This is a genomic window from Enterobacter oligotrophicus, from assembly GCF_009176645.1.
Classification (GTDB): Bacteria; Pseudomonadota; Gammaproteobacteria; order Enterobacterales; family Enterobacteriaceae; genus Enterobacter; species Enterobacter oligotrophicus.
In genome coordinates this window covers 1,558,556-1,572,906 of record NZ_AP019007.1, presented here as the reverse complement: position 1 = coordinate 1,572,906, position 14,351 = coordinate 1,558,556, and the positions used below count along the sequence as shown (strand labels likewise).

Genomic DNA, 14,351 nt, shown 5'->3' with positions numbered 1-14,351 from the left:
GGCGGAGGTTCTATGGCTGTGATTGTCATTACCGGCGGTACGGCGGGCGTGGGGAAAGCCACGGCGCTGCACTTTGCGAAAGCGGGCTATGATGTGGGCATTATTGCCCGCGATGAGGAAAGCCTGCACTCTACGCAGGAGGAGCTACGCCGGTTTGGGGTGAATGCGTATGCCGTCCAGGCCGACGTGGCCGACAGCAAGGCGGTCGTCGATGCTGCTAATGAAATCGAGTATCGTCTCGGGGCCATTGATGTGTGGGTCAACAACGCCATGGGGGCCGTGTTAGCGCCGTTTCGCACCCTGACGCCCGATGAATTTCGTCGTGTCACCGAGGTGACTTACCTGGGCTATGTCAACGGCACCCGCGCCGCGCTGGAGTTAATGATCCCCCGCGATCGCGGCACGATTATTCAGGTCGGCTCGGCGCTGGCCTACCGTTCCATTCCGTTGCAGTCGGCCTACTGTGGCGCAAAAGCGGCAATTCGGGGCTTCACCGATGCCGTGCGTACCGAGCTGATGCATGAAAACAGTCGGGTCACGTTGTCGATGGTGCAGATGCCAGGTCTCAACACGCCGCAGTTCGAGTGGGCCAGAAATAAATTTGCCTGGACCATGCGCCCCGTACCGCCGGTCTTTCAGCCTGAAGTGGCCGCCAGCGCGATTTTTAAGGTCGCGCAAAAGCCGGTACGTGAACTGTGGGTGGGAAGCAGCACTATTCAGTCGATTGTCGGGCAATTTCTCTTTCCCGGTTTTCTCGATCGCCTGATGGTTAAAAAAGCCTGGGAAGGGCAGATGACCGATAACCTGAAGGCAGAAAATCGTCGGGATTATCTGGATCAGCCGGTTAACGATCTGCACAAAATCCATGGGCATTTTTCCGCTGAAGCGAAAGATCGCGCCACAGCCATCACGTCTGGTGCGCCGGGGAAAGTGCTGCTCGGCTCCCTCGCGGTGGCGAGTCTGATCATGGTTCGTCTGCTGGCGACCCGGAAAAAATAATCAGCGCAGCGCGGTGCGGTTGGTCCAGAACCAGCGGTAACCGTAGCCGCCAATGCTGAGCTGCACGGTTTTGCCGCAGATCAGCGCGTCATCGTAGCGTTTGTCGGCCAGACAGGCGGTCCATGTCGTGTTCCGGATGCCTCTGGCGGTGAACTGTACGGGCTTGTCGCTGAAGTTCACGAAGGTCAGGATGCTGCGCTCGTCGGTCTCGTAACAGATCCCCAGAACCGCATCCTGATTGATATTAATGATACGAAACGGCGCAATGCCGATCTCCGGAAACTCCGAGCGCGTATTGGCGATATCAATGATTCTGTGCAGCAGCGAGTTGCGGTGCAATAGCGAATCCGCCACGTTGATTTTCTGATAACGAAACGGGCCGTGGTCGATGATGGGCGCGATAAAGGTCTCTGGATCGGCGTCGGAGAAGCCACCGCCTTGCGATCCTGCCCACTGCATCGGCGTGCGGACGGCATAACGCTCCTCAAGCGCCAGGTCGTCACCCATCCCAATCTCATCCCCGTAGCGCATCACGGGTACGCCAGGTAGCGAAAACAAAACTGCGTGGCAGAACGCCAGCCGCTTTTGATTGCCGTTCAGCATGGGAGCCAGACGGCGGCGGATACCTCGCTGGTAAACGTACATCTCTTCTTCCGGCGCAAAGGCGTCGAGAACGGTCTGCATTGCTTTTTTACCGATCCCTTCCAGGTCCAGCTCGTCATGATTGCGCAGCCAGTTGGCGAAACAGCAGGCGTCAGGCGGCACAATCATCTTTTTAACCGCATTACGCAGCGGCCGCGCGCTTTTCTCTGCAAGGCTGACGTAGAAGAATTTATTGAGCCAGAAGTTCAGCACCAGATTCAGGCGGTCGTTATTACCGAAGTAGTCTTTATACGCCTCAACCTCAACATCGACTTCGCCGAGCAGGATCGCATCCGGATTGTGTTGTTCAACGAGGTTGCGCATATGCTCCAGAATCCATAGCCCCTTTTTTTCATCACCGCGTCCGGCTTGTTTTGTCAGATGTGTCGCTGCATCCAGACGAAAGCCCGACACGCCGAGTTTGAGCCAGAAGATGATGATGTTCTCGATCTCTTTGAGGACGGCAGGCGAGGCCAGATTCAGGTCCGGCTCATGGTGATAAAACATATGCCGGTAGTATTGGCCAGCTTCGTCATCCCATGACCAGATACTCTTTTCCACGCCGGGGAACATGGGCGGCGTGTCGTCGTCGTCATTATCAGACCACAGGTAATAGTCACGAAACGGTGAGTGCGGGTTGCGACGCGCTTTCTGAAACCAGGGATGCGCGTCAGAGGTATGCTGGATCAGCAGCTCAATGATGACCTGCATCCCCAGCTCGCGGGCCAGCTCGATAAACGCGATAATGTCCGCCAGTTTACCGAAACGGGGATCGACCTGAAGATGGTCGCTTACGTCATACCCCTCGTCCAGAAAGGGCGTAAGGTAAAAAGGGGTGATCCAGATAACCGTTGCCCCCATCCGGCGAATGTAGCGTAACTTCGCCCCTATTCCGGCGATATCTCCACAGCCATCGCCGTTAAGATCGTAAAACAGTGCAGTATCAATCTGATAAATAATGGCTCGAGTATGCCAGCCTGCCATAGCGTACCTCAGTGATAACCTTCCGTTCCGGAAACCTTGCCCCGGAAGACGTAGTAGCTCCATGCGGTGTAGACCAGAATCACCGGAATAATGAGCAGTGTACCGACCAGCATAAACAGCTGACTGGCAGGAGGGGCCGCAGCGTCCCACAGGGTGATATGCGGGGGAATAATGTGAGGCCACAGGCTAATCCCCAGCCCGCTAAAGCCGAGAAATATCAGCCCAAGCGTCAGCAGGAACGGGCGGGCATGGCTGTCCGGATTACGGGTTAGCCGCCAGATCCACAGACTGAACACGCCGACCAGCAACGGAACCGGCAGGAACCAGAAGAAGTTGGGCAACGTAAACCAGCGCTCGGCCACGTACTGCCAGCCGAGCGGCGTCCAGATGCTTACCACGGCAATCACCGCCATCAGTGCGAGCAGTACGTGTCGGGTCAGGTCGCGCATGCGGTTTTGCAGTGCGCCTTCACTTTTCATGATCAGCCACGTGGTCGCCAGCAGGGTGTAGGCGACAACCAGCCCTAATCCACAAAACAGGTTAAACGGCGTGAGCCAGTCGAGTGCTGACCCTACGAAGCGCCGCCCCTCAACCTTAAAACCGTTGATCATCGCACCGACGACAATCCCCTGGCTGAAGGTGGCGAGCAGCGATCCGCCGGCAAAAGAGTAATCCCAGAATTTACGGTGTGAAGGCGTGGCCTTAAAGCGGAACTCAAAGGCTACGCCGCGAAAGATAAGGCCAATCAGCATGGCGGTGAGGGGAATGGTCAGCGCGTCGATAATCACCGCATAGGCCAGCGGAAACGCGCCGAATAGCCCTGCGCCGCCGAGCACCAGCCAGGTTTCATTCCCGTCCCAGACCGGAGCGACGCTGTTGACCATGACGTCCCGTTCCTTTGCGTCGCCCACGAAGCTGAACAACATCCCAATACCTAAGTCAAAGCCATCCATGATGATATACATCAGCGTGGCGAAGACGATGATGGCAAACCAGATAACCGAGATATCAACGCCCATCAGGTTCTCTCCTGTTCCGGAACCGACTCTGCGGCAGACAGCGGACGAGCAGGCGTGCCCGATGTATTCGACGTCAGCGTGCCGACAGGCTGCGGCCCTTTCTTGATCAGCCGGACAAGGTAAACGTAGCCCACGCCAAACACCGAGCAGTAGACTACGATGAAGGCCAGCAGGCTAATGCTCATCTGCAGCGTGCTGTGCAGTGACACCGCATCAATGGTACGCAGATAACCATAGACCACCCACGGCTGACGGCCTACTTCGGTGGTGACCCAGCCTGCAAGTAACGCAAGCAGTCCGGCGGGGCCCATGCAGAGAGCAAACCAGTGAAACGGCCGCGAGTGATAGAGCCGGTGGCGATAGCGTAGCCAGACGCTCAGCGCGCCGAGGGCAATCATTAAAAGCCCCATCCCGACCATAATCCGGAACGACCAGAAGACGATTAACGAATTCGGGCGATCCTCTTTTGGAAAATCTTTCAGGGCGGGAACCTGTTTATCAAGGCTATGCGTCAGGATCAGGCTGCCGAGCGCGGGGATCGCCAGCCCATATTTCGTGCGCTCTTCTTCCATATCCGGCACGCCAAACAGCAGCAGTGGCGTGGCCTCGCCAGGCGGATTCTCCCAGTGGCCTTCGATTGCGGCAATTTTAGCGGGCTGATGCTCAAGCGTATTCAGACCGTGCATATCGCCCACGACGGCCTGGATGGGGGCAACCAGCAGCGCCATCCACATCGCCATCGAGAACATTTTCCGCACCGCCGGCGTATCGTTGCCGCGCAGCAGATGCCACGCACCCGACGCCCCCACAAACAGCGCGCTGCTGAGGAACGCGGCAATAGACATGTGAATCAGGCGGTAAGGGAAGGAGGGATTAAAGATAACGGCCAGCCAGTCCTCCGGGATCACCTGGCCGTTCTGAATACTAAAGCCCTGAGGCGTATGCATCCAGCTGTTAGAGGCCAGTATCCAGAAGGTCGACATCAGCGTGCCGAGGGCGACCATGCAGGTGGAGAAGAAATGGAGTCCAGGGCCAACCTTGTTCCAGCCGAACAGCATCACGCCCAGGAAACCCGCTTCGAGGAAGAAGGCGGTGAGCACTTCATAGGTGAGTAGCGGGCCGGTAATACTTCCCGCAAACTGAGAGAACCCGCTCCAGTTAGTGCCGAACTGGTATGCCATTACCAGCCCTGAAACCACGCCCATGCCAAAATTGACGGCGAAGATCTTTAGCCAGAAATGGTACAACGAGCGCCAGACGTCATTTTTGGTGCGCAGCCACATCCCCTCCAGCACCACCAGATAGCTGGCCAGCCCAATGGTGATCGCCGGAAAAAGGATGTGAAAGGAGACGGTAAAGGCGAACTGAATCCTGGCCAGATGAAACGCATCGAGTTCGAACATAGCCCGCCCCCCCGAAGAGCGCTATTTTTTCGCTTCGACGCCGGATGCGTCAGAGCGCAGCAGGAATTCTTCTGTGGTTTGCGGAATATGGCGAATCAGCCAGTCGGCCATTTCGCGCTCTTCCGCCAGAATAGTTTCAATGGCCGGGATCGAGGCCGTGTCACCCGCTTTTTTTGCAGCTGCCAGCAGCGAGGTATAACAGGCAATTTCGAACTGTTCGAAAACATACCCGCTGATCGAGCCTTTGACGATTTCATCTGACGGGAACATACCGCCAATGGACTGACCCAATGCGGCCATCTTGCTCATGGAGTCTTTTAAAACCGAACGTGAAATATCATTGCGATCGAGAATTTCTTCCAGCAATGTGATTTGGCGTTTTGTCTCATTAATATGTTGTTCAATTCGGGTACGTAAATCAGGGTAATTTTCAATACGGCTGGCCATGGATTCCAGCATTGATTCTGCCTGCTTTTCCATCGCATGGGCATCGCGTAGCCAGTCATGGTAGTGTTCAACGTGATTCATTTTATTTACCTCTACATTTGGCCGGTTATTTGGTTTCACTTTCAGCAGCCTGGTCGGCACGTGCGGCGCTATAGCCGGATAAGTGGCCGACAATATTGGCATATATACTGATGATAATGACCCAAAGCACGCTATTCTTCCACCATATAACGGAAGGTATTGCAAGAATGAACCATATTATGGCTGCCGTTAAATGGCACCGTTTAATTGTCCTGGGACTGATGCTCATTTTTATTTAACCTGTAGAATAGCGTTATTTTTGCGCTTTTTGGTTAATATTTCCTACAGCCAGGTCGGTGAGTTTAAGATCGGTTGCTTTTTCTTCTTCCAGTGTTTCGGCAAGAAGTTTTACTGCTTTTTTATAGCCTAATTGCTCAGCTAAAGTCGCCAGAGTACCGTAACTTGCAATTTCATAGTGTTCGACTTTTTGTGCGGCGGCAATTAATGCGGCATCACGCACTTCATTTTTCTCTGTGCTCTCAATGACTTCATTCGCTTCTTCTATTAAACCTTCCATTGCAACGCATTTCATGCGTTTAAGTTTAATACCCGATTCCTGCTCAATGATCTGATCGATTCGCTCAATCTGACCCTGCGTCTCTTCCTGGTGCGCAGTAAAGGCTGTGCTTAGCTGCTCGCTGGATGCGGCACGAGAGAGCTTACCGAGCGCGCGGGCTAGCTGCTTTTCGGCGCTATAGGTATCTGATAACAGGTGGATAAAGACATCTTCGATGCTTTTCATATTCATACCAGTGCTCCGATTAAATAAGTTCGTATACTGCGAGCCACCCGGCCCGCAGCATTCTCTCTGATTATTTATAAGGGACTTAAATATACTCAGGAGTTGTCAGATTTACGGCCTCCGCCATGACTATTTTGTCCCCCTTTTTTGCCTGCTTCAGAGGCGCGTTGCGGATCGTTTTTAAAATTACCGCCGCTATGCTGGCCACCTTTACGTCCAGCGTCAGATGCTTTTTCACGGTCTTCAGCGAAATTACCGGAACCACCACGATGCTCTGCCATATATCAACCCTCATGTTGCGTTTATGTCAGGAGATACGAGTTGTCATTCGTATCAGTTGTCGTTCAGGAATTAACATTAGTCGTTATATCCAAAGAGTCAAATTTGTCGTTTGGCTCGTAACTGTAATATTTTGAAATATTGCAAAATATGCCGCTTCGTTTTCACTTGAGGACGGTGTATGGAAAGGTAAGGGAAATCCATTGGTTAGGCTTAGAATTTAATAAATCATACCTTTAACGCCTGGCTAATATTCTTATTTGTCAGCGCGGCGGTAATAATTACACGAGTTTACAAGCGGGAAAATATATTCCGTCGCAGTGAGAAAATAAATATTAGGATTATTCTTAGCTGATCGTCATGGTTATATTGCAGATCGTGATTCGTTGACGCCGTTAACGGAGCGGACAATGCCTGGTGAGGCGAGGCAGTGCGCAACCGTTTTTAGAACGAATGAAGCATAGCCAGCGGGGGGCTGGGGGACTATGCTTCATTCGCAACGGAAAAATAAAAACGAGGTAATGTCGTGGATAAAGAGCTACTGGACGCGGGTTACCGGGCCTACACCGGGGAAAACATTGATGTCTACTTCAACACCAGCATCTGCAAACATTCAGGTAATTGCGTGCGCGGCAGCGCGCAGCTCTTCAATCTGAAACGTAAACCGTGGATCATGCCGGATGAAGTTGACGTTGAAACTGTCATACGTGTGATTGATACCTGCCCAAGCGGTGCGTTGAAGTATCGCCAGAAATAAGCGAGGAACCATGGAGATTCTGGAAGGCCATAACAAATTTTATGTTAACGATGCAGACGGTAATCAGGTAGCTGAGATTGTTTTTGTCCCGACCGGAGAGCATCTGAGCATTATTGAGCATACCGATGTGGACCCAAGCCTTAAAGGGCAGGGGGTAGGTAAGCAACTGGTGGCAAAGGTGGTGGAGAAGATGCGCGGTGAGAAGCGTAAAATTATCCCGCTGTGCCCGTTTGCTAAGCACGAGTTCGACAACACGCGGGAGTATGACGATATTCGTGCCTGAACCGTGTGCCCGGCATCGCGCCGGGCATAGACGGATTAACCCACAAACATTACCGACACACACAGCACGCCGACGATAAATGTCAGCAGGTTGCCGGTGGAGCGGTACTGTTTCAGCGACGGGATCAGGTACGTTGAAAGCGTTGGCATAATGAACAGGATCAGGGCGATAAGCGGGCCGCTGATGGCGTAAATCATCGAGATGGCATTCGGGTTAATGCAGCACACCGCAAAGGTAATCAACGACACGCCCAGAATCGAAATCGCGCGGTTAAAAGCGCGGCTTTTCTTCATGCCGACCTGATTCAGTGACGATTTCACAATCTCGGTCGCCCCTTCAATCACGCCAAAATAAGTACCAAGGAACGATTTCGACATTGCAACGATTGCCACAATAATCCCGGAGATGCCGAGCCACGCCGGAGAAGAGGGCATCATCGACAGCGCCGACAAGATCGTCACCCCTTCCTCCTTCGCCGCCACGATATATGACCGTGGAATAGAAAGCAGGCAACTGAACACAAAGAACAGCACGCTCAGGCAGATGATCAGATAGGCCACCTTCATGATTTTTTTGCATTTACCCATGGCCTCGTCACCGTACTTCTCCCGACGGTCAACGGCGAAGGTCGAGATAATCGGGGTATGGCTAAACGCGAAAACCATCACCGGGATCGAAATCCACACCTGGTGCAGCGTATGGTTATCGAACGCCATCTGGCTGGTAAGCAGCGACGGCTGCCAGCTTCCGGTCAGATACAGCGAGACAAACAGGAAGTAGGCGATCAGCGGGAACACCAGAAAGCCCATCACCCTGATGGTGATGTGTCGTCCCATCAGGAAGATGGCATTCAGGACCAGCACGACACCAAAACTCACCAGCATTCGCAGGGCAGTATCCACCGTCATATGCTTCGCCAGTTGTTCCGTTAACGAGTTGGTGATCGCTACCGCATAAATCAGCACCACCACAAAGAAGGCAACGAAATAGAGAGTTGTGATGAGATTGCCGATCTTCTTGCCGTAGTAATGCGTGACGGCTCCGGTGATCCCTTCATTCCCGTTTGTTTTCGATGAGAGGATAAACTGTGCCAGCGCTTTGTGCGGCCAGTAGGTTAAGGGATAGGCCACAAGGGCGGTAATGAGCAGGACAATCGCGCCTGCGGAGCCGAGCTGAATGGGCAGAAAGAGCGTTCCTGCGCCTACGGCTGTGCCATAGAGGGCGAAACTCCAGAGAGTCTCTTCTTTTGACCAAATTTTCGACATTAGAGCAACGTATCAACTATAAAACCAACAAAAAGGAGTGCAATTTACCATAATTCTGTGGCGAGGTCGCAGTTGCTTCGGAGGGGCTGGCCGGAGCGGGTGTCCGGCCAGTGGGACGTTAGCTTGCCAGGGCGCGACGCTGCTGGCGGCGTTTGATGAATTTCTCACGCAGGGTGTCATACGCCCAGTTATAAAACATGGTGTACGGCAGGAAGAACAGGAAGAACCCGATTTCAAGCGTGAAGGCCTGCAAAAGTGTTACGCCCAGAACGGCGGCGACAATAGACACGCCGATCACAATAAACCCGCACTCAAATCCCAGCGCATGCAGCGCACGTACTTTGGCCGTGCGTTTAACGCGCTGTACGGGCCAGAAACGGTCGAAGCCGAAGTTATAAATAATGTTCCAGAGCATCGCGGTCGTCGCCAGGATGATGGTAAGCCCGCCCATTTCAACCACTGAGCGCTGCATTAACCATGCGGCGGTGGGAGCGAGAATAGCCGTGGCGATCCCTTCGAAGCAGACGGCGTGGAAGATCCGCTCCGGCAGTTTTCGTTGGAGTGTATCCTGATGTTGCATAGTGATCTCATGATTCGCCGGTAGGGGCGTTGATGCGGCCTATTCTTATCGTTAAAGATGATATATAAAAGATAGTATCCATCGTAAAAGTAGATACTTCATGCGTTATTCACCCGAAGCCCTGACGGCGTTCGTTGAAACGGTTGCGGCGGGATCGTTTTCCGGCGCTGCCCGTCGTTTGCGTAAAAGCCAGTCCACCATCAGTACCTCCATTGCGAACCTTGAAGCTGATTTAGGGTTTGAGCTTTTTGATCGCTCGGCGCGCCAGCCGGTGTTAACCGCCCAGGGGGAGCAGGTGCTTGGCTATGTACAATCGATCCTGGCGGCCAGTGCGCGTCTGGATGAGCTGGCAGTGTCGTTAACCGCGCAAACAGAGGCGCGCCTGACGTTTGTGCTCTCCGATACGCTCAACCCGGACGTGCTGGAAGATTTGCTGAGTCAGTTCGATCACCGCTTTCCGCACACGGAATTTGAGTGCCTGATCGGTGAGGATGAGGACGTTATCGATCTGCTGCAAAAGGAGCGGGCACAGATTGGTCTGACGGAAGCGCGCGACAGCTACCCGACCGGTATTGGCGTCACCCGGCTTCCGATGCAAACCCGAATGGCGATTTATGTTTCGACAACGCATCCCCTTGCCGGGCAGCCTGAGACTCAGGCTGATGAGCTGCACGGCTGGCGTGAGCTACGGCTGAATACCTATCTCGAACGCGAGCCGACGCTGGCGCGCGGGCCGGTCTGGTCGGCACCGAATTACCTGTTACTCTTGAGTATGGCGGTGCAGGGCTTTGGCTGGTGTGCGTTACCCTGTGCGCTGGTGGATGAATTTGCTGCGGCGAAATCGCTCGTGCAACTGAATGTTCCCGGCTGGCCACGCACGATCGCTATCGATCTGCTCTGGAACAAACGAACCCCGCCCGGCGTCGCCGGTAGCTGGCTGCGGCAGTATTTGCAGGAAGCACGCTAATCCTTGTGATTAAACTCACTAATTTTAAACAATTGCGATAATTTTTGATAACAATCCTCTACTATCGTCCTGTCATTTTGCACAGAGGTCGTGATGAAAGATGTCGTTATAGTGGGTGCGTTACGTACGGCTATCGGCTGTTTTCAGGGAGCGCTTGCGCGCCATTCTGCTGTTGATCTCGGCAGCGTGGTGGTCAAGGCACTGGTGGAACGCAGTGGGATCGCCGCACACGAAATTGACGAGGTGATCCTGGGCCAGGTGCTGACCGCTGGCGCGGGGCAGAACCCTGCGCGGCAGGCGGCGCTGAAAGGCGGCCTGCCGAACACCGTGTCTGCAATAACCATCAACGACGTCTGTGGTTCCGGTTTAAAAGCACTGCATCTTGCGACGCAGGCTATTCAGTGTGGCGAAGCAGACGTGGTAATTGCCGGTGGGCAGGAGAACATGAGCCGCGCTCCGCACGTACTGACCGACAGCCGCACCGGCGCGCAGCTGGGTAATAGCCAACTGCTCGACAGCCTGGTTCATGACGGACTGTGGGATGCCTTCAATGACTACCATATGGGCGTGACGGCGGAAAACCTGGCGCGCGAGTATGGGATTAGCCGTGAGCTGCAGGATGCGTATGCGCTTAGCTCGCAACAAAAAGCCCGCGCCGCGATTGATTCCGGGCGCTTCCGGGCTGAGATCGTTCCGGTCAGCACTCTGCGCCAGAACGGCGAAGCCGTGACGGTCGATACCGATGAACAACCGCGTACCGATGCCAGCGCTGAAGGGCTGGCAAAACTCAACCCTGAGTTTGAAACTCTCGGCTCGGTGACGGCGGGGAACGCCTCTTCCATAAATGACGGTGCCGCCGCTGTTATGATGATGAGTGAAAGCAAAGCGCTGGAGCTTGATCTCCCGGTGCTGGCGCGAATCAAAGCCTTCGCCAGCGTGGGCGTTGACCCTGCGCTGATGGGGATTGCCCCTGTGTATGCGACCCGGCGCTGTCTTGAGCGTGCGGGCTGGCAGCTCAGCGATGTGGATCTGATTGAAGTCAACGAGGCCTTTGCTGCGCAGGCAATCTCGGTCGGTAAAATGCTGGAGTGGGACCCGTTGCGGGTCAACGTCAACGGCGGAGCCATCGCGCTCGGCCATCCTATCGGCGCTTCCGGTTGCCGCATCCTGGTATCGCTGGTTCACGAAATGATGAAGCGTGACGCCCGCAAAGGGCTGGCAACGCTCTGTATCGGCGGTGGGCAAGGGGTTGCATTGGCCATTGAGCGGTAGTTATCCGTGCCCGGCCTACATTAAAACCTCCTTTCGGGAGGTTTTTTTTGACAGTCAGAATTATATTTTTACTCTTATCAGCTCTTTCTTAAGTTCTCTCCGGTGCTTGCACTCCTAATTATTCTCCTCGCTAACGTTTTAGTGTGATCTCTCTCCTGAAATTTAAGGCTAATACCCGCGTTTTGTTGATGGGTGTCACGTCCATCTTTGCCAAAAAAAATGAAACAAATAATTTCGATCCTGGTCACTAAAATAACGTTATTTAAAAAATAAACTGCAGTTCCATAAAAACGAAACGTTATTTTAATTGAGGGTTTTTTCATGTTTAAGAAATCTCTGGTCCTTGCTTCTCTTATTGGTGCATCTTTTGCGGCTCAGGCCGTTACCGTCGATCTGCGTCATGAATATATCGACAGTGGTTCGAATGCCGATCGTGTTTCGGTTTCGCATCGCTTTGCGAACGGCTTAGGTTTTTCTGTAGAAGCGAAATGGAAATCAGGTGGTGACAAGGCTGACCAGCCTTTTGCGGATGTCGTCGGCAACGGTCATGAAGACCAGATTAGCTGGCGCTGGAAAGCGACAGACAATATCGCGCTGACGCCAGCGTTCACGATTGAGAGTAATGACAGTCGTACCATTTATAAGCCGAATCTGCATTTGCAATATAGCTTCGATAATGGTTTCTACGTGGCGGCGCGCTACCGTTATGAATATACCCGTTATCCGTCAAGCGCGAATAAAGACGATGATAAAGTTAACCGTGGCGATGCGTGGATCGGTTGGGTACTGGGAGACTGGCGTACCGAGCTGAATTATGTTTATGCGAAAAGCTCTGAAGGGATGATCCGTAACAATAATAAAGATTACTCTAACGAATATAACGCCAAGCTGGCCTACAAATGGGATAAAAACTGGGCACCGTATGTTGAAGTGGGTAACGTGGGCGTGAAAGAGACCGACGAACGTCAGACCCGTTTCCGTTTAGGCGTGGCGTACTCTTTCTAAAATAATAAACAGTACCTCCGGGAAAAAACCGGCTCGTTTGAGCCGGTTTTTTTTGCGCCCAGAAAACGCCGGGTGGCGATGTGCAGGATAAAGCGGATTTTGTAGGCCCGGTAAGCGCAGCGCCACCGGGCAAAAAGCGCGCATTGAGCAAAAAAAAGCCCCCCGAAACGGAGGGCAAGGCCAGTTACAGAAACATTAACTCAAATCATGCATGCAACATTTCAGGTTGCTCGGGGAGTTTCGCGATATAGAGAGCCGGTTTGCCGTCTTTATCGGAACTGTACAGCACCGCACGGTCATCCGGTGTAAAGGATGGATGCGGGTGGGTGACCTGGCGGCTGTTGGCCACCGTCGCCCAGGAGGTGTCGTGACGGGCAATACGGAAGTATGCTTTTTTCGCCACGTCAAAGGCATAGAGATAAGGATCGTTGTCAATGGTGTAACCGCTGGTGTCCTTCACGTCCACCGGTGTGCCTGAACCGTCACCCACCAGCAGCGTACCGTCAAAATTGCTCATCAGATGCGAGCAGGCTGGCATTGGCATCACTGCCTCGTTAACGCCGGTATCCGGGTTGTAGCTGTAAATGGTGCGCCCCTGCTGACCTTTCAGGTAGGAGACATACACCAGCGCAGAGCCGTTTGGTACCCAGAATTCATGAGTACAGCTTTCACCTTCCGCATGTGCTTTCACTTTGCGCACGTTACTGCCGTCCTCATTGACCAGCCACATACGGGCATCTACCAGATCGTGCGGCCCTTCATGGCAGAAGGCCACGGTATGGTCATCGAACGGGCGGTAAATAGGATGGCCGAGCCAGCTCTTCTCTTCGTGGATGGTCGTGCTTTCGCCGGTTTTCAGATCCACGCGCAGCAGGCGGCAGTGTGGCCCTTTGTGGAAAAAGTCGTGGAAGATTTTCCAGTCGTTGAGCGGCGTCCAGTCGCTTTTGGCAATCTCGATGCCGACCAGTTTGGTGCAGTCACTGTTGGCTACCCATGTGCCGTAACCGACCCACTCGTCCGCGACGCGATACACTTCGCGTTCTGTCAGCGTCTGCAAATTCACTTCCAGCAGCGTGCGATCGTTCTTCACATAGTAGAACGATTTGTCATCCGGCGAGAGGAACCCGCCAAAGGTGTTATCACCCGCACCTTCTGTCAGCTGCACCGCCTCGGCTTTTTTCAGATCCAGCAGGTAGTAGTTCCAGTGGCCGTCGAACTCCCCGGCAAACAGCAAATGGCTGCCATCATTAAAGAAGCACTTCTGGTAAAAGTAGTTGCGATGACAGGTTACTTCGGGTGGGGTCAGGCGGGTGACTTCCACGCCTGTATCCGGATCGTGGCTGACTTCATAGTTCAGCTTGACCCGCATACCTTTAGCCATAATGCGCTCCTTTATTACGATGAATGATAAGTTTAAAAACTGAGTGTCAAATTATCAAAACATCGTTTCAATATGTGTGACTGGTGGCGCAATTCGCAAGATTAATTCAGCCTGGCGATCCCATCTTTGATTTTTAACACCGAATGTTTTTTACACCGTCGTATTTCAAAGGTTTTGTAATTGATTGTTTATTATGATTAATATCCATGAGTGCTTCGCTCTTGTCTCTGTCAATTCCCCAACAA

The 14,351-nt window shown here is 53.3% G+C and carries 16 protein-coding genes; 6 read left to right on the top strand and 10 right to left on the bottom strand.

All coding sequences use genetic code 11. From position 1 onward, the window contains the following. Positions 1-12 precede the first annotated feature (12 nt). Positions 13-999, top strand: coding sequence for an SDR family oxidoreductase (locus tag EoCCA6_RS07395; RefSeq protein ID WP_152082132.1), 987 nt, complete (start codon positions 13-15; stop codon positions 997-999). Here the strand turns inward: EoCCA6_RS07395 and EoCCA6_RS07390 are convergent, their stop codons facing one another. The 7 genes from EoCCA6_RS07390 to EoCCA6_RS07360 form a co-directional block, all read right to left on the bottom strand. Beyond that, complete coding sequence (locus tag EoCCA6_RS07390; RefSeq protein WP_152082131.1) at positions 1,000-2,625, bottom strand: alpha-amylase family protein; 1,626 nt, start codon at positions 2,623-2,625, stop codon at positions 1,000-1,002. 8 nt (positions 2,626-2,633) lie between these two features. Further along, positions 2,634-3,644, bottom strand: a complete 1,011-nt coding sequence (gene cydB, locus EoCCA6_RS07385; protein ID WP_152082130.1) for a cytochrome d ubiquinol oxidase subunit II — start codon at positions 3,642-3,644, stop codon at positions 2,634-2,636. After that, entirely contained in the window at positions 3,644-5,047 is a 1,404-nt protein-coding gene (locus EoCCA6_RS07380) for a cytochrome ubiquinol oxidase subunit I (protein WP_152082129.1), read from the bottom strand. The genes cydB and EoCCA6_RS07380 overlap by 1 nt, the downstream gene beginning before the upstream one ends. Before the next feature lie 21 nt (positions 5,048-5,068). Then, a complete protein-coding gene (locus EoCCA6_RS07375) occupies positions 5,069-5,575 on the bottom strand; it encodes a ferritin-like domain-containing protein (RefSeq protein WP_152082128.1) in 507 nt (168 codons plus the stop codon). Positions 5,576-5,600: 25 nt separating this feature from the next. Beyond that, positions 5,601-5,804, bottom strand: a complete 204-nt coding sequence (locus tag EoCCA6_RS07370; RefSeq protein ID WP_013096662.1) for a hypothetical protein — start codon at positions 5,802-5,804, stop codon at positions 5,601-5,603. Positions 5,805-5,828: 24 nt separating this feature from the next. Next, positions 5,829-6,323 (bottom strand): YciE/YciF ferroxidase family protein, encoded by a 495-nt coding sequence (locus EoCCA6_RS07365; protein WP_152082127.1) that lies wholly within the window; start codon positions 6,321-6,323, stop codon positions 5,829-5,831. A gap of 89 nt (positions 6,324-6,412) precedes the next feature. Beyond that, complete coding sequence (locus EoCCA6_RS07360) at positions 6,413-6,598, bottom strand: con-10 family general stress protein (RefSeq protein WP_152082126.1); 186 nt, start codon at positions 6,596-6,598, stop codon at positions 6,413-6,415. A 524-nt stretch (positions 6,599-7,122) separates the two neighbouring features. Between EoCCA6_RS07360 and yjdI the strand changes: the two genes are divergently transcribed. Both yjdI and EoCCA6_RS07350 read left to right on the top strand, forming a co-directional pair. Further along, positions 7,123-7,353 carry a 4Fe-4S mono-cluster protein YjdI gene (yjdI, locus tag EoCCA6_RS07355; RefSeq protein ID WP_152082125.1) on the top strand — a complete coding sequence of 77 codons (231 nt, stop codon included), beginning with the start codon at positions 7,123-7,125 and terminating at the stop codon, positions 7,351-7,353. 10 nt (positions 7,354-7,363) lie between these two features. After that, positions 7,364-7,636, top strand: a complete 273-nt coding sequence (locus EoCCA6_RS07350; protein ID WP_152082124.1) for a GNAT family N-acetyltransferase — start codon at positions 7,364-7,366, stop codon at positions 7,634-7,636. A gap of 35 nt (positions 7,637-7,671) precedes the next feature. Here EoCCA6_RS07350 and EoCCA6_RS07345 read toward each other — a convergent pair whose 3' ends face one another. Both EoCCA6_RS07345 and EoCCA6_RS07340 read right to left on the bottom strand, forming a co-directional pair. Then, positions 7,672-8,901: an amino acid permease gene (locus tag EoCCA6_RS07345; RefSeq protein ID WP_152082123.1), complete on the bottom strand. Its 1,230-nt coding sequence runs from the start codon at positions 8,899-8,901 to the stop codon at positions 7,672-7,674. A 118-nt stretch (positions 8,902-9,019) separates the two neighbouring features. Further along, complete coding sequence (locus EoCCA6_RS07340) at positions 9,020-9,481, bottom strand: multidrug/biocide efflux PACE transporter (RefSeq protein ID WP_152082122.1); 462 nt, start codon at positions 9,479-9,481, stop codon at positions 9,020-9,022. 100 nt (positions 9,482-9,581) lie between these two features. On the opposite strand from EoCCA6_RS07340, the gene EoCCA6_RS07335 reads away from it, so the two are divergent. From EoCCA6_RS07335 to EoCCA6_RS07320, 3 genes are all read left to right on the top strand, one after another. Further along, a complete protein-coding gene (locus EoCCA6_RS07335) occupies positions 9,582-10,448 on the top strand; it encodes a LysR family transcriptional regulator (protein ID WP_152082121.1) in 867 nt (288 codons plus the stop codon). Positions 10,449-10,541: 93 nt separating this feature from the next. Beyond that, positions 10,542-11,720: an acetyl-CoA C-acetyltransferase gene (locus EoCCA6_RS07330; RefSeq protein ID WP_152082120.1), complete on the top strand. Its 1,179-nt coding sequence runs from the start codon at positions 10,542-10,544 to the stop codon at positions 11,718-11,720. A gap of 321 nt (positions 11,721-12,041) precedes the next feature. Beyond that, positions 12,042-12,725 carry an oligogalacturonate-specific porin KdgM family protein gene (locus tag EoCCA6_RS07320; RefSeq protein WP_152082118.1) on the top strand — a complete coding sequence of 228 codons (684 nt, stop codon included), beginning with the start codon at positions 12,042-12,044 and terminating at the stop codon, positions 12,723-12,725. Between the two features lie 205 nt (positions 12,726-12,930). Here EoCCA6_RS07320 and EoCCA6_RS07315 read toward each other — a convergent pair whose 3' ends face one another. Then, positions 12,931-14,106 (bottom strand): oligogalacturonate lyase family protein, encoded by a 1,176-nt coding sequence (locus tag EoCCA6_RS07315; RefSeq protein WP_152082117.1) that lies wholly within the window; start codon positions 14,104-14,106, stop codon positions 12,931-12,933. Positions 14,107-14,351: the final 245 nt, after the last annotated feature.

What these genes read in the sequence shown, in the direction of transcription:
- EoCCA6_RS07395 (WP_152082132.1), top strand. Translation starts at nt 13, where the DNA reads ATGGCTGTGATTGTCATTACCGGCGGTACGGCGGGCGTGGGGAAAGCC.
- EoCCA6_RS07390 (WP_152082131.1), bottom strand. Translation starts at nt 2,625, where the DNA reads ATGGCAGGCTGGCATACTCGAGCCATTATTTATCAGATTGATACTGCA.
- cydB (WP_152082130.1), bottom strand. Translation starts at nt 3,644, where the DNA reads ATGGGCGTTGATATCTCGGTTATCTGGTTTGCCATCATCGTCTTCGCC.
- EoCCA6_RS07380 (WP_152082129.1), bottom strand. Translation starts at nt 5,047, where the DNA reads ATGTTCGAACTCGATGCGTTTCATCTGGCCAGGATTCAGTTCGCCTTT.
- EoCCA6_RS07375 (WP_152082128.1), bottom strand. Translation starts at nt 5,575, where the DNA reads ATGAATCACGTTGAACACTACCATGACTGGCTACGCGATGCCCATGCG.
- EoCCA6_RS07370 (WP_013096662.1), bottom strand. Translation starts at nt 5,804, where the DNA reads ATGAGCATCAGTCCCAGGACAATTAAACGGTGCCATTTAACGGCAGCC.
- EoCCA6_RS07365 (WP_152082127.1), bottom strand. Translation starts at nt 6,323, where the DNA reads ATGAATATGAAAAGCATCGAAGATGTCTTTATCCACCTGTTATCAGAT.
- EoCCA6_RS07360 (WP_152082126.1), bottom strand. Translation starts at nt 6,598, where the DNA reads ATGGCAGAGCATCGTGGTGGTTCCGGTAATTTCGCTGAAGACCGTGAA.
- EoCCA6_RS07350 (WP_152082124.1), top strand. Translation starts at nt 7,364, where the DNA reads ATGGAGATTCTGGAAGGCCATAACAAATTTTATGTTAACGATGCAGAC.
- EoCCA6_RS07345 (WP_152082123.1), bottom strand. Translation starts at nt 8,901, where the DNA reads ATGTCGAAAATTTGGTCAAAAGAAGAGACTCTCTGGAGTTTCGCCCTC.
- EoCCA6_RS07340 (WP_152082122.1), bottom strand. Translation starts at nt 9,481, where the DNA reads ATGCAACATCAGGATACACTCCAACGAAAACTGCCGGAGCGGATCTTC.
- EoCCA6_RS07335 (WP_152082121.1), top strand. Translation starts at nt 9,582, where the DNA reads ATGCGTTATTCACCCGAAGCCCTGACGGCGTTCGTTGAAACGGTTGCG.
- EoCCA6_RS07330 (WP_152082120.1), top strand. Translation starts at nt 10,542, where the DNA reads ATGAAAGATGTCGTTATAGTGGGTGCGTTACGTACGGCTATCGGCTGT.
- EoCCA6_RS07320 (WP_152082118.1), top strand. Translation starts at nt 12,042, where the DNA reads ATGTTTAAGAAATCTCTGGTCCTTGCTTCTCTTATTGGTGCATCTTTT.
- EoCCA6_RS07315 (WP_152082117.1), bottom strand. Translation starts at nt 14,106, where the DNA reads ATGGCTAAAGGTATGCGGGTCAAGCTGAACTATGAAGTCAGCCACGAT.